The organism is Aeromonas sp. DNP9 (genome assembly GCF_001728955.1).
In the GTDB taxonomy this organism is placed as follows: domain Bacteria; phylum Pseudomonadota; class Gammaproteobacteria; order Enterobacterales; family Aeromonadaceae; genus Aeromonas; species Aeromonas veronii.
This window is the reverse complement of record NZ_LYSQ01000008.1, coordinates 1-23,602: the sequence shown is the minus strand read 5'-3', so window position 1 is coordinate 23,602 and position 23,602 is coordinate 1. Positions and strand designations below refer to the sequence as shown.

Sequence of the window (23,602 nt, the reverse complement as noted above, 5' to 3'; positions counted from 1 at the left end):
TAGCCAATGAAAAATAGTTATCGCATTCTTGGCACCTCCCTGCTGACCCTGGGGTTGGTAGGCTGTTTTGAGGTGCCAGATCAGAACCATCTGGTCACAGCTCAAGGGATTGTGCCGGGACTCGACTGCCAGCGTCCGCCGCTGGTAGCGTTGGCGACCACGGCGTTGCCCCGTGAGTTCGGGGTGACGGTGTGGAATCTCTACAAGGGCCAGCGCAAGAACTGGCGTGAAGGGATGGACAGTTATGCCAAGGGGCAGGATCTGGTGCTGTTGCAAGAGTCGGCCACCCGTCCCGATATGCTCGACTGGCTGCGCGCCGGTGATTTCCAGTGGCAACAGCTGCAAGCCTTCACCCAGGGCGGCGTGTCGTTCGGGGTGATGACGGTGGCCAAGACCCCGCAGGCGTTCGTCTGTGGCGTGCGCTCCCCCGAGCCCTTGCTGCGCATCCCCAAATCTGGGCTGGTGAGCCTCTATCCGCTGCAGGGCGATCCTGATGGCGTCATGGTCATCAATATCCATGCAGTCAATTTCGAGCTGGGGATGGCCACCTTCCGCGAGCAGCTCAACGATCTGACAGCCTTGGTGCGCCGCCATCAGGGGCCGGTGATCCTGGCCGGTGATTTCAATACCTGGAGCGACAAACGCCAGTTCTGGTTAAGCAAATTGGTGGACGAGCTGGGCCTGCAAGAGGCCGTGCCGGTGCCTGACCTGCGCCGCACCGCCTTCGGCCGCCCGCTGGATCACCTCTACTACCGCAATCTTGACTTGGTCGAGGTGAGTTCACCGGCGACCGACAGTTCGGATCACAACCCCATCATTGCGCGCTTTGCTGCCCAGTCTGTGACCCCCTGATCGGGGATGATGTGCGCGTGTTGCCCATAAAAAATCCGGCGCCTGATGGCGCCGGATTTTTATATGCTCTGACGGTCAACCCGCTTGGGATGACCCGTAAGGATTACTGGTAGAGACCCAGATTCGCTTTGGCGTAGGCTTCGAAATCGGTGCAGCCACCGATGTGCTGCTCGTCCAGGAAGATCTGCGGCACGGTATTGACCGGCTTGCCGGCGCTCTTGGCCAGATCTTCTTTGGTGATGCCTTCGGCGTGGATATCCACGTAGCGGAATTTGAAGTCATCGCGCTGTTCGGTTAGCTGCTCGGCGATCTGTACGGCACGGACACAGTAGGGGCAACCCGGGCGACCAAAAATCACTGCAAACATATTTTCTCTCCGTTTTTTAAGCCGTTTATGTATGGCCGTTGATATGAGGCAGGCAACAGCATAGCCCTGCCTCGTGGCGACTTGAAGCCGAAATTATCGATACCGTGATTCGAGTGGGCCTATTGGCTCAGCTCTCATCGGCGATCTGGATCGGCTGCTGCTGATAGATGCTCTCCAGCACCCCCTTCTCGAATACAGTCCAGGGCCACGGCGCCTTGCTGGCACGGTAGCGCTCATGGGTGGCCGGATCTTGGGACAGGCCGCGCTGGAACATCACGAACGCCTTGCGCTGGCCGCCTGCCGTGTCGATAAAGCCCACCAGATTGGAGGTGCCGGTGATGGTTCCCGTCTTGGCGTGGACCTTGTTCTTCATCATGGGGGCGGTGACACTGCGGCGCCACGCCAGGGTGCCATCCACCTGAGAGCTTGGCAGCAGCTTGATCAGGCCAAGTTCGGCATCATTTTTCTGGATGAAGTTCAGCACCGACATCATCTGACGGGCGCTGATGAGATTGTGAGCGGAGAGACCGGAACCGTCAGCCAGGGTGGCATTGCCCAGATCGATGCCGTTCTTGGTCAGGATGGCGCGCACCGCCATGGTGCCGCTGCGATAGCTGCCCGGCTTGTTGTAGTAGTGACGGCCCACGGTTTTGAGGAAGGTATCGGCATAGAGGTTGTCCGATTTCTTCAGCATCTTGGCGAGCATCACCGGCAGGGAGACCGAGTAGTGGGTGCCGAGGGTCTCAGCCCCTTCAGGGGCCTTGTGGGTGACCCGCAGCAGGCCATCATGCTTGATACCGGCCCGGTTCATCGCCCAGCGGATGTTGTCCCAACCCCAGGCTTCCACATCGTGAATGGCGAAACGCAGACCCTGCGGCTCCTTGTTCGGGGTGATGCAGCCCTTGAGCTCGTAGAAGTTGCCCTTGGCCATATCCACTTCCAGCGCGCAGAACTGGCGCGCCATGTCGCCGTAGCTCATCACCTCCACGTTGTCGGCACCGATGCCGATGGGGACGCCGGTAGCTACATTGCCCACCGCCGGTTTGCCAATCTGGGTGGCAGTGATGGTGCCGTAGGCGCAGTTCTTGTCGATGATGACCGAGGAGACGGGAGCGGCGAAGCAGAGGGTCTGATCCCCCCACGACCAGCCGTTGCCGCGCTCGTAGCCGTTGTAGGCGCCGGTGTTGACGTAGACGTTGCCCTTGATCTGGTTGACGCCAAGTTGCTTGAACAGGGCCAGCAGATCCATCCGTGACAGAGTGGGGTCGCCGACGAAGTTGATCCAGATATCGCCGTTGATGGTGTCACCCTGTTTGGCTCCGGATTGGGCCTGAATGTCGGTGGCGAAGCGGAAATCGGCACCCAGCTCGAGGCGGGCCGCCAGTGCGGTGAGCACCTTCATGGTGGAGGCGGGGGCGATCATCTGATCCGCGTGGCGGGCGAACTCGACGCCGTTATTGCCCTGCACCATGATGGCGTACTGGCCACCCTGAGGGGGCGTCAGCGGGGCGGCATGAGCCGCCAGAGAAGAAAAGAGAGCACAAAAACCAATCAACAGCCGCTGCATAACATCCTCTAACGTGACGAAGGGCCCGGCAGTGGTGCCGAACCTGATAATTCAACCCGCCGATGCGGGATCGACGGGGTAACGCAATTCATGCCATGTATGCCGGTCGCCATCATGCCATCGAGTTGGCGGTACGATAGCGACCCTCATAATCAAAAATCTTCTCTTTTATCTGCCAGAAGCGCCCCGATTTGCGGGCGATGACAAAATCCGGATGACGGAACTGGCTTTGCGCGGCCAGCACGCTCGCCAGGGTGGCAAATTCGGGCTCCAGCCCCGGGGCGGGCCAATGATGACGCACAAAGTGCTGTTGAAACAAGCGCCGCGCGCCCTCGGAGTGAAATCCGAAGTACTCATTGAGGGTCAACCCATCCTCATCGTGGTAGGTCACCTCCAGCCGCTCCCCCTGTTTGCCGCGTCCAGCGGTGAGGGTCAGCCCCGCGCAGCGGATCACCATGCAATCCTTGAGATTGAGCGCCTCTTTAAGCTTGTCGTCCGGATCCACCAGCAGCTGATCGCAGCGCTGGCAGCGGCGGGCGGCGATGTCATTTTCGGCACCACAGCCGGGGCAGATCTTGGCGCGAAAGCGGTAGTCACACTCCTCGCGGTTACCCTCGTCATCTTCAAACAGCCCCTGACAGCGGCGGCCGTAGTGCTCGATCACCTTGCCATCCTCGTCGGTCTTGCCCCAGAAGGTGTTGGCAAAACCGCAGGCGGGGCAGGGCACCTGTACCGGCTCGGTACCGGCGTGGGGGCGAGGCTCCCCCACTTCGGGGGCGAACAGGTTGAAGTTGTTGCCCGCATAGTCGAGCAGCAGACAATCGCTCTTGCCCGGCGAGAGACGCAGGCCCCGCCCGACGATCTGCTGGTAGAGGGAGACCGACTCAGTGGGCCTGAGCATCACGATAAGATCGACATGGGGGGCGTCGAAGCCGGTGGTGAGTACCGCCACGTTGACCAGAAACTTGATCTCGCGCGCCTTGAAGGCGCTGATAAGGGCGTCGCGCTCCGGCCCCGGTGTCTCGCCGGTGATAAGGGCCGCACTCTGGGACTGTGCCTGCAGCAGCCCCTCAATTTCTCGGGCGTGTTCGACGGTGGCTGCGAAGATCATCACCCCTTGCCGGTCGGCGGCATACTCCAGCACCTGACTCAGGATATGAGGGGTAACCCGCTGCTGGCGTTTGAGCTCGCCGTTGAGCTCCGCCTCGCTGAAGAGGCCATTCTCCCGCGGTACCAGCTTGCTGAAGTCATAGTGAACGATGGGGGCATCCACCATGCGCGGCGGCGTCAGGTAGCCGTTTTTCACCATAAAACGCAGGGGCAGCTCGAACACGCAGTCGCCAAACAGCCGCTCGCCGTGGCTCTTGACCATGCCGTGGTAGTGGCGCCGGTAGATCCAGCCCAGCCCGAGCCGATAGGGGGTGGCGGTGAGGCCGAGGATCTTGAGGGCCGGATTGGCGGCCTTGAGATGGTCGATCACCTGATGGTACTGGCTGTCGTCATCGAGCGAGACCCGGTGGCACTCGTCGATGATGAGCAGCGAAAACGCCCCGTCGAAGGCCGCCAGATTGCGCGCTACCGACTGCACCGAGCCAAACACCACCTGGGCGCTTGCCTCCTTGCGATCCAGCCCGGCAGCGAAGATATCGGCCTTGAGCCCCCACGCCTCGTACTTGGCGTGGTTCTGCTCCACCAGCTCCTTGACGTGTGCCAGCACCAGCACCCGACCGCGTGCCTTGCGGGCCAGTTCGGCGATCACCAGACTCTTGCCAGCCCCGGTGGGCAGCACCACTACGGCGGGATCCGGGTGTTTGCGAAAGTGGCTGATAACGGCGTTGACGGCGTCGGTCTGGTAGGGTCTGAGAACGAACATGAGGGCGTGGCGTTTGGGCATGGTGCGGCGCAGGGTGGCGCCATTATAGGGTGCTTGCCGCCACAAAAACAGCGGGCCGACATGCTGCCGGCCCGCTGGGAGGGATGGTGCTGATCAATGGAACGGGAAGATGTAGTTCATCCAGCTTGCCATACGTAGCAGTATTTTCCGCATCACAGATACATGGTGGAAGTAGTGGGTGTAGACTGCGGCCTGACCGCTGGAGCCTGCAATCACCTGATACTTGGCCCACTCGGGGTCTGTGATGGAGATGACTACCGGCAGCCGGCCCGGACGCACTGCGGTGGTCTGATCCAGCAGTCCCAGGTTGGCCTGCACGTTACCGGCGGCAATAGCCGGAATCACTGCCGTCACCTTGCCTTTGAAGATCTTGCCGGGCACGCCATCGATCACAACTTCCGCCTCGTCGCCAACGGCCAGACGTTGCATGCTGTTCTGCCAGAACCAGCCCACATAGGCGGTATCGTTCTGGTGGATGAAGGTCATCACCGGACGGTACATGAAGGGAGTGGCGATCATGCCGGGGCGCAGGGCCAGTTGCACCACATGGCCATCACTCGGGGCATAGACTACGGTTTGGGCCAGTTGATACTTGGCTTCCAGCAGCTGTGCTTGCAGATCGTTCAGGGTGGCTTTCTGCTGGTCAATCTGGGCCACGATATCGTCTACGTTGGCCTGGCTGACATCCAGATCCCGCTGTTTGCCGACATTGCGTTGCATCAGCTCTTTGGCGCGATCCCGATCCAGCTTGGCGGAACGCAGTCGCGCCTCGATGGACTTGAGGTGCTCGCGGTTGGATTCGACCCGTGCGGTCAGACTCTCCACTTTCAAGCGAAACGGCTCGTCATCGATGCGAAACAGCACATCTCCTTTTTTCACCGGCTGATTGGCCTGCACCGGCACCTCGACTACCCGGCCCTTGACCAGCGGTACGATGGGGGTGGAGACGTAGTAGTTACGCGCCATCTCGGAGTAGGGGTGGTTGTAGTTCATCAGCATGATCAGGGTGCCGATGAGCACCACGCCACCCAGTGCTGCGGTGGGGACGGTCCACTTGTTGAGCGGGATGCGGAAGATTTTGAATACGGCCACACACAGTGCCGTATAAGTCAGGATCAGTAGCAGGTCCATAGTTTATCCCTGTTGCTCACTCTGTTCGATAGTGTTGATACGGCTCTTCAGATCCGCCAACTCCTGCTTGAGGGTCGCCAGCTCCTCTTCATCTTTTTGCAGCCGCTGACTAAAGCCCCAGCCGCGATCGGGGCGATAGAGGGTGGCCCAGATCCAGAGGAAGGGCCACAGCACATGCAGGGTAAACAGGCTGACCCAACCTGCCACGTGAATGGCATCCTGATGAGGGTGATTGCGATGTTTGGCAATCTCGTAAGGAATATCGTGGATCACGATGACTCCATAAAAAATGACCAGCCCGACAAAGATGAGCAGGCCAAGAGCAAAATAATCAAGGGCCATTTATAACCTCCACTGGCATGAAGCACAGCTTAATCATTGGTTCCAACAAGCGCTAAAGCAATTAAGAATCACACATTTATCGTCAGTTCGCCCGGAATCTTAAAGCTATTCGCTGTATTGAAGCTGAAGCGGTTCAATAGTTGTCTTATTAGTGTTTTTGTCATTAAAAAAGGCGCCATCAGGCGCCTTTTTGTGCTGCTTTCGCTGCATTTTTTGCTGTTTTACCCTTCGCTGGTACTGCTGACCAGCGGCTGGCGGAACTTCATCAGGAAGGCCACGGTAATGGCTGCCGTTGCAGTAAGGCCGATGATGGTGGAGGTCCCCATCTCCAGCCCGAACCCGATGGGGGCGTTGGCCAGATAGGTGATCACGACAGCAGTCATGAACATGGCGGGAATGGTACAGATCCAGTGCAGCTTGCCCTCTTTGATGAGGTAGGCAGCCGCAGCCCACAGCATGATGACGGCGGTGGTCTGGTTGGCCCAGCCGAAGTAGCGCCAGATCACCCCGAACTCGGCCTTGGAGATGATGAAGCCAAGGATAAACATGGGGATGGCGATCAGCAGACGCTTCATCAACGGCTTCTGGGTCATCTTCAGGAAGTCCGCCACGATCAGGCGAGCGCTGCGAAACGCGGTGTCACCGGAGGTGATGGGCAGGATCACCACGCCGAGGATGGCCAGAATGCCGCCCACGGTGCCGAGCAGGCTGGTGGAGACTTCGTGTACCACGGCTGCCGGGCCGCCGTTGGCCATGGTGGCGTTGAGTGCTTCGGTGCTGTCGTAGAAGGAGAGACCCAGGGTGCACCAGATCAGGGCGATGATCCCTTCACCGATCATTGCACCGTAGAAGATGAAACGGCCAGATTTTTCGTTCTGCATGCAGCGCGCCATCAGTGGTGACTGGGTGGCGTGGAAGCCTGATACCGCGCCACAGGCGATGGTGATGAAGAGCAGCGGCCAGAGCGGCAGCTCGGTCGGGTGCAGGTTGGAGAAGTCCATCCCGGTGTTGTAGAAGCCTTTGCCGGAGGCGATCAGGCCAACGATGAGGCCGACCGACATGAAGACCAGCAGGGCGCCGAAGATGGGGTAGAAGCGACCGATGATCTTGTCGATGGGCACTATGGTCGCGAGGATGTAGTAGGCAAAGATTGCCACGATCCAGTAGACCAGATCGGTGGAGGTGAGGTTGGCGAGCAGCCCTGCCGGGCTCAGCACAAATACCACGCCCACCAGCATCAGCAGCACCACGGCAAACAGGTTCATGAAGTGCTTGGCGGCGGTGCCCAGATGCTCACCCACCACGGTTGGCACCGAGGCACCCTTGGCGCGTACCGACAGCATGCCGGAGAAATAGTCATGTACCGCACCGGCGAAGATGCAGCCAAAGACGATCCACAGCATGGCGACCGGGCCGTAGAGGGCGCCCAGGATGGGGCCGAAGATGGGGCCGACACCTGCGATGTTGAGCAGTTGAACCAGATAGACTTTCTTGTCCGACATGGGGACATAGTCCACCCCGTCAGCCATGGTGATGGCGGGGGTTTTCAGCTCGGGTTTCGGGCCAAATATCCGTTCGATGAATTTGCCGTATATGAAGTAGCCGGCCACAAGTAAGCCGACACAGAGGAAGAACCAGATCATTGCTACGCTCCTGCATTGTTATTTTTTAGTGTGCAGAGCGAGTCTAAAACGGTTGCGCCTGACTGGCAGGTGAAACTCCCCGAGCGGCGCTTTGGCGCGCCGAGCGGTCGGCGGCTGTGATCAGGCGCACACTCCGCGGCTCAGTCCAGTCCCAACTGATCTTTGAGCTCCTTGAGATAGCGACGACTAACCGGCACCCGGGCGCCGCTCGGGGTGACAATCTCTGCCAGCTGGTTATCCAGCAGCCGGATCTCGAAGATGGCGTTGGGGGAGACCAGATACTGGCGGTGGCAGCGCAGCAGCGGGCTTTTTTCTTCCAGCGATTTGAGGGTGAGCTGGGTGTGGAACAGCTCCCCCTGACAGGCCACATGGACCCCGCCCAGATCGGAAAAGGCATACTCCACCTGCACTATGGGCAGCAGCCTGACCCGATTGTGCAGATAGCCCGGAATATGTTCGATAGTCGGGGCCAGCCGCTCGATAGGCTGCGGGGAGATATCCTGCTTGAGGCGAGCCAGCGTCTTGGCGAGCCGGGCAGGCTCCACCGGCTTGAGCAGGTAGTCGAAGGCGTTCTCTTCAAAGGCCTGAATGGCATATTCGTCAAAGGCGGTGACAAAGACGATCCGGGGCAGGGGGTCGAGCATGGCGACCAGCTCCATGCCGCTCAGCTTGGGCATCTGGATATCGAGGAACACCACATCAGGCTTGAGGCGCTGAATAAGCGGCAGCGCCTCGATGGCGTTGGCCGCTTCCCCCACGATCTCGATGGCAGGATCGCAAGCCAGCTGCTGCCTCAGCTCTTCGCGGGCGTAGTGTTCGTCATCGACTATAAGGGTGCGGATCATGGTAGCTCCTTGGGGATGGTGAACGAGACCCGGGTCCACTGCTCAGGCTCGCAGGCGATAGTCACGCCATAGCGCTCGCCAAAGGCGCTTTTCAGTCGCCGATCGACAATGGTCATGCCCAGGCCGTCGCCAGCGGGGTGCGCTTGCCAGGTGCCTGCATTATCTTCCACATGGATGGTGACGCTGGCGGGATGCTCATCGGTCCAGAGGCGAATGCGCCCCTGCTCCAGCAGGGTCGAGATGCCGTGCTTGATGGCATTCTCGATCAGCGGTTGCAGGGTGAAGCTGGGCAGTCGCAGTGTGGCCAGCTGGGGCGGGATCTCGTTTATCACCGTCAGCCGATCGCCAAAGCGGGCAAGCTCGATCTCCAGATAGGATTGGCAGTGCTCCTGCTCCTCCTGCAGGGTCGCAAGGCCGCTCTGGCGTTTGAGGTTCTTGCGAAAGAACAGCGACAGATGCAGCAGCAGATCCCGCGCCTTGTCCGGATCGCGCCGGGTGATGGCACTGATGGTGTTGAGGGTGTTGAATAGAAAGTGGGGGTTGATCTGGGCCTGGATCAGCTTGAGTTCGGACTGCACCAGCAGTCGCTGATGCTGCTCCAGCCGACCGGCCAGCAACTGCTGTGACAGCAGGTTGGCAATCCCTTCCCCCAGGGTGTGGTTGATCTTGAGAAACAGCCGCTTCTTCGGCTCGTAGAGCTTGATGGTGCCGATCACTCCTTTGTCCCCCTGCAGCGGGATCACCAGCACCGAACCCAGCTGGCATGCGGAGGAGAGGCTGCAGCGATAGGGCTGGCTGTTGCCATCGGCAAACAGCACCTTGTTCTGGGCGATAGCCTTCATGGTGATAGCCGATGCAATGGGGGTGCCCGGCAGATGGTGGTCTTCGCCGGTGCCGATAAAGGCGAGGATCTGCTCGGTGTCCGTGATGGCGACCGCCCCCACGCCGGTCTCCTGCTGAATGATGCGGGCAATCTTGTTGCTCGCCTCCGGGGTAAAGCCCTGACTCATGATCCCCACTGTGCGGTTGGCGATATTGAGCGCCTTGGCGGAGAAGACCCGGGAGAACTTCTCATACATCCGCTGCTGGTCGCGGATCATGCTGATAAAGAGCGCCGCGCCGCAGGAGTTGGCCAGAATCATCGGGGTGGCGATGGTGCGCACCAGCAGCAGGGATTTGTCGAACGGGGCCGCCACCAGCAGGATGATGACCATCTGCATGATCTCGGCGTAGAGGGTGGTAAAGAAGGCGATACGCGGTTCAAACAGGGCATCCGTTCGTCCCGAGCGCATCAGTCGCCAGTGCACTATGCCCCCGAGCAACCCCTCGCAGGTGGTGGAGATGGCGCAGGCGAGATCGGTAAATCCTCCCAGCGTATAGCGGTGCAGGCCGCCGGTCAGCCCCACCAGAAAGCCCACCAGCGGCCCCCCCAATAATCCCCCCAAGACGGCGCCGACCGCCCGGGTGTTGGCGATGGCATCGTCGATATCGAGGCCCACATAGGTGCCGAGGATACAAAAGCTGGAAAAGATGATGTATATCAGTATCTTGTGAGGTAGTCTCACGGAATAGTTGGCAAGCGGGCGCAGCAGTGGGCTTTTCGAGAAGAGATAGGCGATCACCAGGCTGACGCTCATCTGTTGCAGCAAGGAGAGGACCAACTGCATAAAAAACGCTCCTCATAAGCCAGCTGAAAAAATAGCCAGCCCGTGAATAAGTGTGATCAGGATCTTGTTCTGTTGGCCCAACTGGGCGCAACGGGCCGTCAGTTTGCCAGAACAAGTGGATAAAACCATATTAAATCAGCATGTTAAATTGATATTTGTGTAAGCGGCAGCGGGTTGATATTGATGGATGGAGCATGAATGTATCCGCTGGATACGCCACACGGAGGTGGCATGCTCCGCCCAGCCCCTTGGCTGGGCGTTTTTTATACATGGTCAGTCGGCAACCTTCTGATGGGGGTTTGAGCAATTATTCCGGTTTGTCCAATGAGTTATCCCCAGCTTCTGGGGATAACTCAGAATGCAAAGTAGTAGCAGAAGCGGCGGGTCAGGTTGAAGAACTGCCGTTGTCCCTCATCGAGCTCTTCCTGTTTGATAAAAGCAGTGATGGTGCGTTCATCTTCCCGCAGATCGATCATGGCGACGGCTTCCGGCCGCTGGGCCTTGATATAGGGCAGGATCTTCGGTTTGAGGGGCATGGTGGGCTCGGTGGAGAGCACCAGCGCAATGCTCTCGTCCGAGAGTTTCACCAGTGATCCCGGCGGATAGACCCCCAGCACCTTGACCAGCAACTTGACCAGATTCTGGTCGAACTTCTTCTGGGATAACTTGTAGAGCTGGCTGATGGCCTGACTCGGCGCGGCCGGGTTACCGCTGTTGCGGGGATGGAGCAGCTCGTCGTAGAAGTCGACCAGCCCGATCAATCGGGCCAGCGGCGGGATCTCCCCGCCCTTGATCCCGAGCGGATAACCGCTGCCGTCGAGCCGCTCGTGGTGCAGATGGGCGACCTGACGGATTTTCGGTTCAAAGGCGTTGAGCTGGGTCAGCATCTCCAGCCCGTACTGGGGATGCATATTGAGGAAGTTCTGCTCGGCCTTGCTGAGATCCCCGCGTTTTTGGGTGATCTGGCTCGGGATTTTCAGCTCGCCGATGTCGTGGATAAGTCCCGCAAGTCCCGTCTCCTCAATCTCGATGGGGTTCATGCCGAGTTCGCGGGCCATCAGCATGGCAATAAAAGCCACATTGAGGCTGTGTTGCAGCAGGATATCGGTGTGGGGGCTGCGAATAAGGTGGAGCCCGAGAGGCCCTTCATGCTGACTGAGGGTGAAGGCGGCATTGCGGACAATCTGGGCGGTATTGGCCAGCCCTTCATCCGGTTTGAGGTTGAGTGCCCCGAGTGCATCACGCAGCTCGCTCATGGATTGGCCAAAGGCTTTGTCAGCGGCGCGCATGGAGCGGCGAAAGGCCTTTTCGTCAAAGGGGGGCGGGCCCGAGGCAATCAGCTCTTCCAGCTCATCAAGATCAGGCCCGGCATCCGGGATATCGCCGCGCAGCAGCGGCTCGATGGGCAGATCGCTCTTGTCGGGGTCGACCATCAGCAGGGTGAGATCAAGATGACGGAGAATGTCGAGTTGCTGCTGATCCTTGATCTTGAAGGTATTGAACATAAACGGGTGGTTAGTCCATCCCGTGGGGAGATGGATATAGTGGCCTACTCTCAATTGCTCTATCGAGGCTTGGATCAGTGCCATCGGTTAACCTGCATTTCATGAATGCCTACTCAACAAGCTAGCAAAATCCGATGGATAGACAACTAAAAATCCATTTCGGGGCCACGGAGCGCCCCGTGCTGTGATGGGGCGCACGAGCGCCGTGCTTCTCCTCTTAATTCGCGCTTAAGTTTTACTTCCTACGCTGGCCCCGTCGTTTTTGTTGGCTTGGCCGGCCCGCTGCGCTGCAGGCCGGTATGTAGGAGTTGTTTATGCGTGTAACCCTCGGTGTACTGCAGACCAATCTGTTGCTGGTGCTCTTTTTCGCCCTGGTACTGAACTGGCCAATCTTTTTGCATTTCTATACGGTGCTCAGCACCCATGACCCATGTCAAAGCCGGATTTGCCATCTCGATCCCGCTGGTGCTGATCGCGGCGCTCAATGCCGTGTTTATTCCCTTCACGTTCCGGTTTGTGCTCAAGCCCTTTTTTACCGTGCTCATTCTGACTGGCTCCATCGTCAGCTACGCCATGCTCAAATACGGCGTCATCTTTGATGCTGGCATGATTCAGAACATAGTGGAGACCAACAGTGGTGAGGCGGGGGCCTATTTGAATGGCTCGGTTGCGCTCTGGTTTCTGCTGACCGGGCTGCTGCCTGTCCTGGTGCTCTGGTCGCTGCGGATCCGCTATCCGGCTCGCTGGTATCAGGGGTTGGCGTGGCGGGCTGGTGCACTGGCTATCTCTCTGCTGTTTATCGGGGGAGTTGCGTCACTTTACTATCAGGATTACGCCTCGGTCGGGCGCAACAACAAGTCGCTGGCCAAAGAGATTGTGCCCGCCAACTATGTGCACGGCCTCTACAAATATGGGCGGGATGTGCTGTTTGCCACGCCGATCCCCTACCAGCATCTGGGGACAGATGCCAGGGTGGTGGCGCGGGGAAGCAAGCCGACTTTGATGTTCCTGGTGGTGGGTGAGACGGCGCGCAGCCAGAACTACTCCCTTAACGGGTATGGCAAGGCGACCAACAGCTTTACGGCCAAAGAGCAGGGGGGGGGTCGTTCAGGGATGTGCGCTCCTGCGGCACGGCCACCGCCGTCTCGGCGCCCTGCATGTTCTCCAACCTCACCCGTCGCGGTTACGATGATCAGCTTGCCAGCTCCCGTGACGGCCTGCTCGATGTGCTGCAACATGCTGGAGTCTCGGTATTGTGGAAAGAGAACGATGGCGGTTGCAAAGGGGTGTGCCGCAATGTGCCGACCATCGAGATCCTCCCCAAATCCTTTCCTGCGCTCTGTCAGGGGGAGTCCTGCTATGACGAGGTGTTGCTGGAGGGGCTGGATCAGCAGATTGCAGGCATGAAGGGCAACAAGTTGGTGGCTTTTCACCTGATGGGCAGCCATGGCCCGACCTATTTTCGCCGTTATCCCGCCAGCGAGCGCGCCTTTATGCCGGACTGCCCGCGCAGCGACATTGAAAACTGCAGCAACGAAGAGCTGGTCAATACCTATGACAACACCATCCGTTACACCGACAAGGTGGTGGGGCTGCTGATAGACAAGCTCAAGTCGCTGGAGAGCCAGTACGATGTGGGACTGGTCTATCTCTCCGATCACGGCGAATCCCTCGGGGCCATGGGGCTCTATCTGCACGGCACGCCATACAAGTTTGCGCCGGATGATCAGACCCGGGTGCCGCTGCTGACCTGGTTCTCGCCCCAGTTACAGGCCGATCGCCAGCTGGATATGGGTTGCCTGGCGGCGGAGGCGAGCAGCCAGCGTTTCTCCCACGATAACCTGTTCCACTCCATGCTGGGGATCATGGATGTGCAGACGAGTGTTTACGACAACAGGCTGGATCTGTTCAAGCCATGTCGGGCGGGCTAAACCGCCAGCAAGCACACAATAGAAAACGGCAGCCACTGGCTGCCGTTTTGTTATCTCGCAAGGTCAGTGCCTTACTTCTGCTCCATGATGATCTGCAGCAGATCTCCCTCCAGCAGGGCGCGCTTGACCAGTGCAAAGCCGCCATAGGTCGGCTGGTTCTGGAAGCGGGCTTTCACGATGGGCAGGCCACGGTGGAAGCTCGGCAGGGATTGATGCTCGACGCAGCGACGGATGGCCGGGAAGAGGATCTCTTCGGCGGCGGTGATTTCACCGGCGATCAGCACCTTCTGCGGGTTGAACAGGTTGACCGTAATAGCCACCGCTCGTCCCAGATGCTCACCCACGTTCTCGATCACGCTGCGGGCCAGCTCATCACCTGCCAGTGCCGCCTTGCACACCTCCTGAATGGTGATGTGCTTCTCTTGCAGCGCGCTCTGGTGACCGCGGCTGATGAGCTCCTTCACCTTGTCGATGATCGCTTCGTTGGAGGCGATGGTTTCGAGGCAGCCGAAGTTGCCACAGTGGCAGCGCTTGCCGAGGGGCTCGACCTGGATGTGGCCGATCTCGCCGACGTTGCGGTTCTGGCCGAGGAACACCTGACCCTTGGTGATGATCCCCGAGCCCGTCCCCTGGTGGACGCTCACCAGAATGGAGTCCATGCAGTCGCGGGACTCGCCGAAGAAGTGTTCGGCCAGCGCCAGCGAGCGGGTGTCGTTGCCCACATAGCAGGGGAGGTTGAAGTGGTTCTCAAGCAGCTTCGCCAGTCCCAGATTGCGGATCTGGTACTTGGGGGTGTAGATGACCATGCCGGATTCCGGGTTGACCAGACCCGGCATGGTCAGCGCGATGCTGATGAGGTTGCGACAGCGTTCGCGGTTGGCATCGATAAAGGCGCCAATCTCCCGCAGCAGCATGTCGACCACGGGTTGCTGGTCGATCTCGGTCACCTGAATGACGTGCTGGTCGAGCTCCTTGCCATCGAGGTCATAGAGACTCAGTTGCAGGTAGCCGCGGCCCAGCTTGGCAGAGACAAACTGAAAGCGATGTTTGATGGTGGTCAGGGAGATGGCACGCCGCCCGCCGGTTGAGGCTTGCGGAGAGGTCTCCTTGATCAGGCCATGCTCGATCAGTTGCCGGGTTATTTTGGTCACGCTGGCCGGGGCCAGCTGACTCAACTCGGCAATCTTGACCCGGGAGATGGGGCCTTGCAGGTCGATGAGCCGATACACGGCTGCACTGTTGACCTGCTTGATAAGATCTACGTTTGCTATTTGTCCGCCAGTCATGATGTCACTGTTGTGTGTAGTGTCCGTTAACCACGGTCCCACGGACCGTGAAGTCCTGATCGAAGACAGTGAGGTTGGCTACTTTACCGACCTGGATACTACCGAGACGTGAGTCCCATCCAATGGCGCGAGCGGGGTAGAGGCTGGCCATTCTCAGTGCTTCATCGAGCGGTAATCCGACCTGCTTGACCAGATTTTCCACCCCCTCAATCATGGTGAGGGAGGAACCGCCGAGTGTACCATTCTCGTCGACACACTGACCATCGCGTAAAAAGACGGTGGTGCCACAAAAATCAAATTTCTCAAAGCCTTCCGGCGCTCCGGCTGCTGCGGTGGCATCGGTGACCAGCACCAGTCGCTCCCCCAGCACCTTGTGAGCCAGACGCACGTTGGCCCAGTGCACATGGTGGCCATCGACGATGATGCCCGCATAGACATCCTTGCGATCATAGATGGCACCCACCACGCCCGGCTCGCGACCGTTGAGAGTAGGGGTCATGGCGTTGTAGAGGTGGGTCGCAAAGCGAATACCGTTATCGAACCCGGCCATGGCCTGATCGTAACTGGCGGCAGTGTGACCGGCCGAGACCAGAATGCCCGCTTCCACCAGACGGCGGATATGGGCCGGCTCGTTGCGCTCCGGAGCAAGGGTGATCTTGGTGATGGCATCCGCGTTGGCGCAGAAGAAGTCGAGCATCTCGTCCGCTGGCTGGCGAATTTGCGCGGCAGGGTGGATCCCCTTGCGCTTGAGGTTGGTGTAAGGCCCTTCCAGATGGACGCCCAGCACCTCGTTGGGGTGTGCCGCCATGTAGTCACGGGTCACCGCAACGGCCTGCTTCATATCCGCATCCGGACTGGTGATCAGGGTCGGCAGGAAGCTGGTGGTACCGGATTTGAGGTTGGCCGCCTGCATGGTCGCCAGGGTCTCGACCGTAATGTCAGTGTTGAACATCACACCGCCACAGCCGTTGAGCTGCACGTCGATAAAACCGGCAGTCAGGTTGGCGCCTTTGAGGTCAATCTGCTCGATGCCCGCAGGCAGTTCGGCCTGGTGAGAGATGGCGACAATCTTGTCGCCCTCGATAAGCACCCCGTAGCCGGTCAGCACGCAGCTGCCGGTGTAGAGGGTGCAGTTGGTCAATGCGTACATGACGACTCCTTACAGACGGCCGATGTTGGCGGCTTCCAGCTGCTGGAAGTAGCGAACGGTCTTGACCTTGAGCTCCATGGTAGAGGGCTCGTCGCACACCATCATTCCCTTCGGATGCAGTTGCAGGGTGGAGATGGTCCACATGTGGTTGACGCTGCCTTCTACGGCGGCCTGCAGGGCCAGTGCCTTGCCGTGACCGGTGACCAGGATCATGATCTCTTCCGCATCCATCAGGGTGCCGACACCCACGGTCAGGGCCAGTTTGGGCACCTGCTCCATGTCGCCACCGAAGAAGCGGGAGTTGGCGATACGGGTGTCTTCGGTCAGGGTCTTGACCCGGGTGCGGGAGGAGAGGGAAGAGGCCGGCTCGTTGAATGCGATGTGGCCGTCGTTACCCACGCCACCCATGAACAGGTGGATCTTGCCGTAGGACTTGATCTTGTCTTCGTAGCGCTTGCACTCGGCCACCAGATCCTCGGCATTGCCGTTGAGGATGTTGATGTTCTCGGGACGAATGTCGATGTGGCTGAAGAAGTTGTTGTGCATGAAGCTGTGGTAGCTCTCCGGGTGATCTTCCGGCAGGCCGACGTACTCGTCCATGTTGAAGGTGACCACGTTCTGGAAGCTCACTTCACCGGCTTTGTGCAACTCGATCAGGCGCTTGTAGGTGTTGAGCGGGGTGCCACCGGTGGGCAGGCCCAGTACGAAAGGGCGATCGCTGGTCGGCTTGAACGCGTTGATGCGGTCAACGATGTAACGAGCAGACCACAGGCCTACTTGGCTGGCAGATTTCAACGGGATCAGGCGCATATGGGATACCTCTGTGTCGGGTTGCGACCGGTTTGGCGGTGGCAATTGGCTAAGACGGATTCAAGTTGTTTTATAGCGTAAATAAAGATTGCGAACTAAGCCACATCTATCCACCACCTTTATCTTGTTTGGGTGATAACGATCACGATTATCGGTTTATTAATTTGCGCAGCGAAATAAAAGCCCTAGACTGCCAATCAAGCCTTGATGGCTTATGCGTCAAACGTGATAAGCACTTAATTTCTAGAAAAACATTAACTAAGGAGAGGAACCGTGAACATTCTCGGTTATTTGCAAAAGATCGGCCGTGCCCTGATGGTGCCGGTAGCGGTATTGCCTGCCGCAGCGATCCTGATGGGGGTTGGCTACTGGATTGACCCGAATGGTTGGGGTGGTGACAGTGCGCTGGCTGCCTTCCTGATTAAAGCGGGCGCAGCCATTATCGATAACATGTCCGTACTGTTCGCAGTCGGTGTCGCCTACGGTATGTCCAAGGATAAAGACGGTTCTGCTGCTCTGGCAGGTCTGGTCGGCTTCCTGGTCGTTACCACCCTGCTGAGCCCGGGCGCTGTGGCCCAGATCAAGAGCATCCCGGTGGAGCAGGTTCCTGCCGCGTTTGCCAAGATCAGCAACCAGTTCGTGGGTATCCTGTGTGGTGTTATCGCCGCTGAGCTGTACAACCGCTTCAGCAGCGTCGAGCTGCACAAGGCACTCTCCTTCTTCTCCGGTCGTCGTCTGGTACCGATCGTAACCTCCGTGGTGATGATCGTCGTATCCTTCATCCTGATGGCCGTATGGCCGGCAATCTACGGTGGTCTGGTCTCCTTCGGTGAGTCCATCGTGAGCCTGGGCTCTACCGGTGCCGGTATCTACGCTTTCTTCAACCGTCTGCTGATCCCGATCGGTCTGCACCATGCCCTGAACTCCGTGTTCTGGTTCAACGTGGCCGGTATCAACGACATCCCGAACTTCCTGGGTGGTCAGGCTACCATCGATGCCGCTCTGGCCGCTGGCAAGAGCCTGGATCAGGTGAAAGGCGTGGTCGGTATGTACCAGGCTGGCTTCTTCCCCATCATGATGTTCGGTCTGCCGGGTGCTGCGCTGGCCATCTACCACTCCGCCAAGAAAGAGAACAAAGAGAAAGTTGCCTCCATCATGATCGCAGCTGCCTTTGCCTCCTTCTTCACTGGTGTAACCGAGCCGCTCGAGTTCTCCTTCATGTTCGTGGCGCCGGTACTGTATGTCATCCACGCCGTACTGACCGGTATCTCCGTGTTCATCGCTGCCTCCATGCAGTGGATGGCCGGTTTCGGTTTCAGTGCCGGTCTGGTGGATATGGTGCTCTCCAGCCGTAACCCGCTGGCGACCAACTGGTACATGCTGATCCCTCAGGGTCTGGTCTTCTTCGGCCTCTACTACACAGTGTTCCGCGTAGTGATTGCCAAGCTGAACCTGAAAACCCCGGGTCGTGAAGATGACGAAGATACTGCTCCGGCTGCCGCTCAATCTACCAACCGTACCGAGCTGGCCAAGCAATACCTGGAAGTGCTGGGTGGTCAAGAGAACCTGGTCTCCATCGATGCCTGCATCACCCGTCTGCGTCTGACTCTGAAAGACCGCAGCATCGTCGATGAGCGCAAGCTGAAAGCCCTGGGTGCGGCCGGTGTGGTCAAACTCGGTGAGCAGAACCTGCAGGTGATTCTGGGCCCATTGGCCGAAATCATCGCCGGTGAGATGAAAGCACTGCGTTAATCGAGCGACTCGCTCACCTCAAGTCTAAGTCCATTGTTGACATAACTAAGGGCCCCGCTCAGGGGCCCCATATAAAAAAGCCAAGAAAATCCAACCTTTACTTCAAATGAGAGCAGCAGTTATGAACTTGAAACATTCTCTGTTAGCCATTGCCATGTCTACCGTTTTTGTCAGCCAGGTCCAGGCAGCCGATGCCGCCAAGCAGGCCGTGGTCGACTCCCTCGCCAACAACCTGGTGGTCAAGTATGAAGTGGTCACCAACGACGGTGCCGGTGCCGGCCTCGATTGCCAGGCGCTCGGTTCCGAGTGGGCGAGCTGTGGTGTTGCCAAGCTGCACCTGACCAATACCGGTGCGGACGTGACCTCCAAAGACTGGAGCATCTACGTTTCCTCCATCCGTCGTATCCAGCGTGTGGATAACGACCAGTTCACCATCACTCACCTGACCGGCGATCTCTATCGTTTGACGCCAACCGAGAAGTTCCAGGGCTTTGCCAAGGATGCCACGGTCGAAGTGCCGCTGGTGGTGGAATACTGGGTACTGTTCGAATCTGACATCATGCCGAACTGGTATGTCGCCAGCGAAGGTGCCGAGCCGAAAGTACTGGCCAGCATGAGCAACATCAATGATGCCAGCACCTACGAGAAGCCGATGCCCGCTGATGGCTGGAAGCGTACCAAGGATGACAAGAACATCCTGATGAACAGCGAGACCCGTTTCGCGGCCAACCAGACCAGCACCCTGCTGCCGGCTGGCAAGATTGACAACCAGATCCTGCCGACTCCGATGAAGCAGGTAGTCAAAGCGGGCCCGCAGGTTGACTTCTCTACCATCAAACTCAATGCCCTGGATCTGCCGAGCGATCGCGCCGAGGCCCTGAAGGCTCAACTGACCAAGCTGGGTGTTACCCTCTCCGACACCGGCTATCCGGTGACCATCAAGCTCGGCAGCAAACTCAAGCACGCCGAAGGCTATGACATGACCATCGGTCAGAAGGGCACAGTGATCCAGGGCCGCGACATCGACGGGGCATTCTGGGGTGCACAATCCCTGATCTCCCTGCTGGGTGTTGATGACAAGCTGGTGAGCCCGATGACCGTCGAGGATGCGCCGCGCTTTGAATATCGTGGCATGCAGACCGACGTGGCCCGCCACTTCCGCAGTCTGGATACCATGAAGAAGCTGGTTGACCAGATGTCTGCCATGAAGCTCAACGTGCTGCACCTTGGCCTGACCAACGATGAAGGCTGGCGTCTGGAGATCCCGGGTCTGCCGGAGCTGACCCTGGTCGGTAGCCAGCGTTGCCACGACGAGTCCGAAACCAAGTGCCTGATGCCGCAACTGGGTTCCGGCCCGACCAGCGACAACCAGGGTTCCGGTTTCTACAGCAAGTCTGACTACGTGGATCTGGTGCGTTATGCCAAGGCCCGCGGTGTGACCGTGATCCCCGAGATCAACATGCCGGCTCACGCCCGTGCTGCCGTGGTCTCCATGGAAGCGCGCTACAAGCGTCTGATGGCGGAAGGCAAAGAAGCGGAGGCCAACCAGTTCCGTCTGACTGATCCGGCTGACACCTCCAACGTCACCTCCGTCCAGTTCTACGACAAGATGTCCTTCATCAACCCTTGCCAGCCAGGTGCTGCCACCTTCGTGGCCAAGGTAATGGATGAAGTTGCCCAGATGCATCAGGCCGCCGGTCAGCCGCTGACCGCATGGCACTACGGTGGTGATGAGGCGAAGAACATCATGCAGGGCGGTGGCTATCAGGATCCGGCCGTCACCAAGAAAGAAGAGCTGGTCGCCTGGAAAGGCAACGTCGACTCCAGCAAGCAGGACAAGCCGTTTGGCAAGTCCCCGATGTGCCAGAAGATGATCGATGAAGGCAAGATCAAGGAAGTGGGCGAGCTGCCGGTTTACTTCGCCAAGGAAGTGGGCCAGATGGTCAAAGACCGCGGCTTCTCTACCCTGCAGGCGTGGGAAGATGGTCTGAAGTACGCCAGCGGTGCCAAGGACTTCGCCACCGACAACACCCGTGTCAACTTCTGGGAAACCCTCTACTGGGGTGGCTTCAACGAAGCGATGAAGTGGGCCCACAAGGGTTACCAAGTGGTGCTGTCCAACCCGGATTACCTCTACTTCGACTTCCCGAACGAAGTACACCCGGCCGAGCGTGGCTACTACTGGGCAACCCGTTTCAACGACACCCGCAAGGTGTTTGCCTTCGCCCCGGAAAACCTGCCGCAGAACGCCGAGACCTCGGTTGACCGCGATGGCAACGCCTTCGTGGCCAAGGGTGACCAGGATCCGGTCAAGTTCAAGGGGATCTCCGGTCAGCAGTGGAGTGAAACCGTGCGTACCGATGCTCAGTATGAGTACATGGTCTACCCGCGTATCTTCTCCGTGGCCGAGCGTGCCTGGCACAAAGGTGGCTTCGAGCTGAACTATGTGAAGGGTCGTGAGTTCTCCGGCGAGACCAAGTTCGTCAACAAGGCCACCCTCAACAAAGAGTGGAACCAGTTTGCCAACGTACTGGGTCAGCGCGTGCTGCCGAAACTGGATCAGGCCGGTGTTGAATACCGCCTCTCCGTACCGGGTGCCAAGGTAGTGAACGGTGTGCTGGAAGCGAACGTGGATCTGCCGGGTCTGCCCATCCAGTACAGCCTGGACGGTACCAACTGGAGTGCCTATGACGCCGCGGCCAAGCCGAGCGTGAATGGCAAGGTCTACCTGCGTACCACCAGCTTCGATGGCAAGCGCACCAGCCGCGTCACCGAACTGAACTGATAGCCGTCAACCGTTAACATCAGGTGGGTCGCAAGACCCGCCTTTCCCAAGGGCGATGGCGCATCGGGTTTGGGAAAGGTTGACTGTGCGTGTGAGCCTTTGTTGTGTGTAATTGTCTGTTTTGTGTTTTTCATCACTTTCAGCCCCGCCTCGTGCGGGGCTTTTTTATGCATTTGGTGTGCAATGTGCCAAGCCACGCCGTTTTTAGCGGTGCAATGGCCGGGAAATGGCCAGGAAGTGCCAAATTCAGGTTGAGACAGCGCCCGTAATAAGGGATCATACCCGGCTTGACGGCGGGGGGATGAGGGTGCCAGCCGGCACAACTTCCGCCAGTGACGCTTTTTTGAGGTGAGCCATGAGTCAGGCGAACAGCCCAACTAACTTTATTCGTCAGATCATTGATGAAGATCTGGCCAGCGGTAAGCACAGCAGCGTGCATACCCGTTTTCCGCCCGAGCCGAACGGTTATCTCCATATCGGCCACGCCAAATCCATCTGCCTGAACTTCGGCATCGCCCGCGACTATCAGGGCCAGTGTAACCTGCGTTTCGATGACACCAACCCGGTGAAGGAAGATATCGAGTACGTAGAGTCCATCAAGCAGGACGTACAGTGGCTCGGCTTCCAGTGGAACGGCGAGATCTGCTACTCCTCCGACTATTTCGACAAGCTGCACGGCTACGCCATCGAGCTGATTGAAAAGGGTCTGGCCTATGTGGACGAGCTGACGCCCGAGCAGATGCGCGAGTACCGTGGCACCCTGACTGAAGCTGGCAAGAACAGCCCGTTCCGCGATCGCAGCGTGGAAGAGAACCTGGCGCTATTTGCCAAGATGAAGAACGGCGAGTTCGCCGAAGGCACTGCCTGCCTGCGCGCCAAGATCGACATGGCATCTCCCTTCATGGTGATGCGAGATCCGGTTATCTACCGCATCAAGTTTGCCCACCACCACCAGACCGGTGACAAGTGGTGCATCTACCCGATGTATGACTTCACCCACTGCATCTCGGACGCGCTGGAAGGGATCACCCACTCCATCTGTACCCTGGAGTTCCAGGACAACCGTCGTCTGTACGACTGGGTGCTGGACAACATCACCATCGATTGCCACCCCCGTCAGTACGAGTTCTCTCGTCTGAACCTCGAATACACCGTCATGTCCAAGCGCAAGCTGAACCTGCTGGTGACCGAGAAGCACGTTGATGGTTGGGACGACCCGCGCATGCTGACCGTCTCCGGTCTGCGTCGTCGTGGTTACACCCCGGCCTCCATCCGCGAGTTCTGCAAGCGCATCGGCGTCACCAAGCAGGACAACATCGTCGAGATGAGCATGCTGGAAGCCTGCATCCGTGAAGACCTCAACGAGAATGCGCCGCGTGCCATGGCCGTGCTGCATCCGGTGAAAGTGGTTATCGAGAACCTGGCTGCCGACGAAGTGCTGACTGCCCCGGCCCACCCGAGCAATGCCGAGATGGGTACCCGCGAGCTGAACTTCACCCGCGAAATCTTCATCGACGAAGCGGACTTCAAAGAAGAGGCGAACAAGCAGTTCAAGCGTCTGGTGCTGGGCAAGGAAGTGCGTCTGCGCAATGCCTATGTGATCAAGGCCGAGCGCATCGAGAAAGATGCCGATGGCAAGGTCACCTGCATCTACTGCTCCTACGACCCCGAGACCTTGGGCAAGGATCCGGCCGATGGCCGCAAGGTGAAAGGGGTGATCCACTGGGTCAGCGCCACTCACTCCCTGCCAGCGGAAGTGCGTCTCTACGATCGTCTGTTCAAGGTGCCGAACCCGGGCGCCGAGGATGACTTCGAAGCCGCGCTGAATCCGGAATCCCTGGTGATTATCGAGGGGGCCCGTGTCGAGGCTTCCCTGAAGGACGCCAAGCCGGAGCAGGCTTACCAGTTCGAGCGTGAAGGTTACTTCTGCGCCGACAACAAGCTCTCCAGCCCGGAGCATCTGGTGTTCAACCGCACCGTTGCCCTGCGCGACTCCTGGGGCAAGGTAGAAGGCTAAGCCGATGGGGCAGGGGAGACCCTGCCCTGTGCGATGCCACGGCCTGCGCCGGTGTCTA

General features: G+C 58.8%; 16 protein-coding genes and 1 pseudogene. 5 read left to right on the top strand and 12 right to left on the bottom strand.

Annotated elements, in window-relative coordinates:
* Positions 1–6: 6 nt before the first annotated feature.
* Positions 7–852 (top strand): endonuclease/exonuclease/phosphatase family protein, encoded by an 846-nt coding sequence (locus A9G06_RS07085; protein ID WP_005350508.1) that lies wholly within the window; start codon positions 7–9, stop codon positions 850–852.
* Between the two features lie 103 nt (positions 853–955).
* On the opposite strand, the gene A9G06_RS07080 is transcribed toward A9G06_RS07085, so the two are convergent.
* The 9 genes from A9G06_RS07080 to A9G06_RS07040 all read right to left on the bottom strand — a co-directional run bounded on the left by A9G06_RS07080 (position 956) and on the right by A9G06_RS07040 (position 11,897).
* Positions 956–1,252: a GrxA family glutaredoxin gene (locus tag A9G06_RS07080; RefSeq protein ID WP_223849348.1), complete on the bottom strand. Its 297-nt coding sequence runs from the start codon at positions 1,250–1,252 to the stop codon at positions 956–958.
* Positions 1,253–1,346: 94 nt separating this feature from the next.
* Complete coding sequence (gene dacB / locus A9G06_RS07075) at positions 1,347–2,786, bottom strand: D-alanyl-D-alanine carboxypeptidase/D-alanyl-D-alanine-endopeptidase (RefSeq protein ID WP_069554716.1); 1,440 nt, start codon at positions 2,784–2,786, stop codon at positions 1,347–1,349.
* 112 nt (positions 2,787–2,898) lie between these two features.
* Entirely contained in the window at positions 2,899–4,659 is a 1,761-nt protein-coding gene (locus A9G06_RS07070; protein ID WP_069554799.1) for a DEAD/DEAH box helicase, read from the bottom strand.
* Positions 4,660–4,773: 114 nt separating this feature from the next.
* Complete coding sequence (locus A9G06_RS07065; RefSeq protein WP_069554715.1) at positions 4,774–5,811, bottom strand: HlyD family secretion protein; 1,038 nt, start codon at positions 5,809–5,811, stop codon at positions 4,774–4,776.
* Positions 5,812–5,814: 3 nt separating this feature from the next.
* Complete coding sequence (locus A9G06_RS07060; protein WP_069554714.1) at positions 5,815–6,153, bottom strand: DUF3302 domain-containing protein; 339 nt, start codon at positions 6,151–6,153, stop codon at positions 5,815–5,817.
* A gap of 221 nt (positions 6,154–6,374) precedes the next feature.
* Positions 6,375–7,796 carry a carbon starvation protein A gene (locus tag A9G06_RS07055; protein ID WP_069554713.1) on the bottom strand — a complete coding sequence of 474 codons (1,422 nt, stop codon included), beginning with the start codon at positions 7,794–7,796 and terminating at the stop codon, positions 6,375–6,377.
* Positions 7,797–7,936: 140 nt separating this feature from the next.
* On the bottom strand, positions 7,937–8,641 hold the full coding sequence (gene btsR / locus A9G06_RS07050) for a two-component system response regulator BtsR (protein WP_069554712.1): 705 nt from the start codon (positions 8,639–8,641) through the stop codon (positions 7,937–7,939).
* Positions 8,638–10,308: a sensor histidine kinase gene (locus tag A9G06_RS07045; protein WP_069554711.1), complete on the bottom strand. Its 1,671-nt coding sequence runs from the start codon at positions 10,306–10,308 to the stop codon at positions 8,638–8,640. The genes btsR and A9G06_RS07045 overlap by 4 nt, the downstream gene beginning before the upstream one ends.
* Positions 10,309–10,661: 353 nt before the next feature.
* The gene (locus tag A9G06_RS07040) at positions 10,662–11,897 is read right to left on the bottom strand and encodes an HD-GYP domain-containing protein (RefSeq protein WP_058056006.1); all 1,236 of its coding nucleotides are present in this window, start codon (positions 11,895–11,897) and stop codon (positions 10,662–10,664) included.
* 230 nt (positions 11,898–12,127) lie between these two features.
* On the opposite strand from A9G06_RS07040, the pseudogene A9G06_RS07035 reads away from it, so the two are divergent.
* A pseudogene (locus A9G06_RS07035) lies at positions 12,128–13,744 on the top strand (phosphoethanolamine transferase).
* A 71-nt stretch (positions 13,745–13,815) separates the two neighbouring features.
* Here the strand turns inward: A9G06_RS07035 and A9G06_RS07030 are convergent.
* Genes A9G06_RS07030 through nagB form a run of 3 tightly spaced genes read right to left on the bottom strand, consistent with a single transcriptional unit; the run spans position 13,816 to position 16,990 of the window.
* Positions 13,816–15,030: an ROK family protein gene (locus tag A9G06_RS07030; RefSeq protein WP_005334312.1), complete on the bottom strand. Its 1,215-nt coding sequence runs from the start codon at positions 15,028–15,030 to the stop codon at positions 13,816–13,818.
* 4 nt (positions 15,031–15,034) lie between these two features.
* Positions 15,035–16,180: an N-acetylglucosamine-6-phosphate deacetylase gene (gene nagA / locus A9G06_RS07025; protein WP_069554710.1), complete on the bottom strand. Its 1,146-nt coding sequence runs from the start codon at positions 16,178–16,180 to the stop codon at positions 15,035–15,037.
* A 9-nt stretch (positions 16,181–16,189) separates the two neighbouring features.
* On the bottom strand, positions 16,190–16,990 hold the full coding sequence (gene nagB / locus A9G06_RS07020; RefSeq protein ID WP_005334308.1) for a glucosamine-6-phosphate deaminase: 801 nt from the start codon (positions 16,988–16,990) through the stop codon (positions 16,190–16,192).
* Positions 16,991–17,263: 273 nt separating this feature from the next.
* Here nagB and nagE point away from each other — a divergent pair, with 273 nt between their 5' ends.
* From nagE to glnS, 3 genes are all read left to right on the top strand, one after another.
* Positions 17,264–18,742 (top strand): N-acetylglucosamine-specific PTS transporter subunit IIBC, encoded by a 1,479-nt coding sequence (nagE, locus tag A9G06_RS07015; RefSeq protein WP_043818489.1) that lies wholly within the window; start codon positions 17,264–17,266, stop codon positions 18,740–18,742.
* Positions 18,743–18,863: 121 nt separating this feature from the next.
* Positions 18,864–21,527 carry a beta-N-acetylhexosaminidase gene (locus A9G06_RS07010; protein ID WP_069554709.1) on the top strand — a complete coding sequence of 888 codons (2,664 nt, stop codon included), beginning with the start codon at positions 18,864–18,866 and terminating at the stop codon, positions 21,525–21,527.
* Positions 21,528–21,882: 355 nt separating this feature from the next.
* Positions 21,883–23,544, top strand: coding sequence for a glutamine--tRNA ligase (glnS, locus tag A9G06_RS07005; RefSeq protein ID WP_069554708.1), 1,662 nt, complete (start codon positions 21,883–21,885; stop codon positions 23,542–23,544).
* Positions 23,545–23,602 lie beyond the last annotated feature (58 nt).

Coding starts and splice junctions, on each gene's coding strand:
- A9G06_RS07085 (WP_005350508.1), top strand. CDS start 7: ATGAAAAATAGTTATCGCATTCTTGGCACCTCCCTGCTGACCCTGGGG.
- dacB (WP_069554716.1), bottom strand. CDS start 2,786: ATGCAGCGGCTGTTGATTGGTTTTTGTGCTCTCTTTTCTTCTCTGGCG.
- A9G06_RS07070 (WP_069554799.1), bottom strand. CDS start 4,659: ATGTTCGTTCTCAGACCCTACCAGACCGACGCCGTCAACGCCGTTATC.
- A9G06_RS07065 (WP_069554715.1), bottom strand. CDS start 5,811: ATGGACCTGCTACTGATCCTGACTTATACGGCACTGTGTGTGGCCGTA.
- A9G06_RS07060 (WP_069554714.1), bottom strand. CDS start 6,153: ATGGCCCTTGATTATTTTGCTCTTGGCCTGCTCATCTTTGTCGGGCTG.
- A9G06_RS07055 (WP_069554713.1), bottom strand. CDS start 7,796: ATGATCTGGTTCTTCCTCTGTGTCGGCTTACTTGTGGCCGGCTACTTC.
- btsR (WP_069554712.1), bottom strand. CDS start 8,641: ATGATCCGCACCCTTATAGTCGATGACGAACACTACGCCCGCGAAGAG.
- A9G06_RS07045 (WP_069554711.1), bottom strand. CDS start 10,308: ATGCAGTTGGTCCTCTCCTTGCTGCAACAGATGAGCGTCAGCCTGGTG.
- A9G06_RS07040 (WP_058056006.1), bottom strand. CDS start 11,897: ATGGCACTGATCCAAGCCTCGATAGAGCAATTGAGAGTAGGCCACTAT.
- A9G06_RS07030 (WP_005334312.1), bottom strand. CDS start 15,030: ATGACTGGCGGACAAATAGCAAACGTAGATCTTATCAAGCAGGTCAAC.
- nagA (WP_069554710.1), bottom strand. CDS start 16,180: ATGTACGCATTGACCAACTGCACCCTCTACACCGGCAGCTGCGTGCTG.
- nagB (WP_005334308.1), bottom strand. CDS start 16,990: ATGCGCCTGATCCCGTTGAAATCTGCCAGCCAAGTAGGCCTGTGGTCT.
- A9G06_RS07010 (WP_069554709.1), top strand. CDS start 18,864: ATGAACTTGAAACATTCTCTGTTAGCCATTGCCATGTCTACCGTTTTT.
- glnS (WP_069554708.1), top strand. CDS start 21,883: ATGAGTCAGGCGAACAGCCCAACTAACTTTATTCGTCAGATCATTGAT.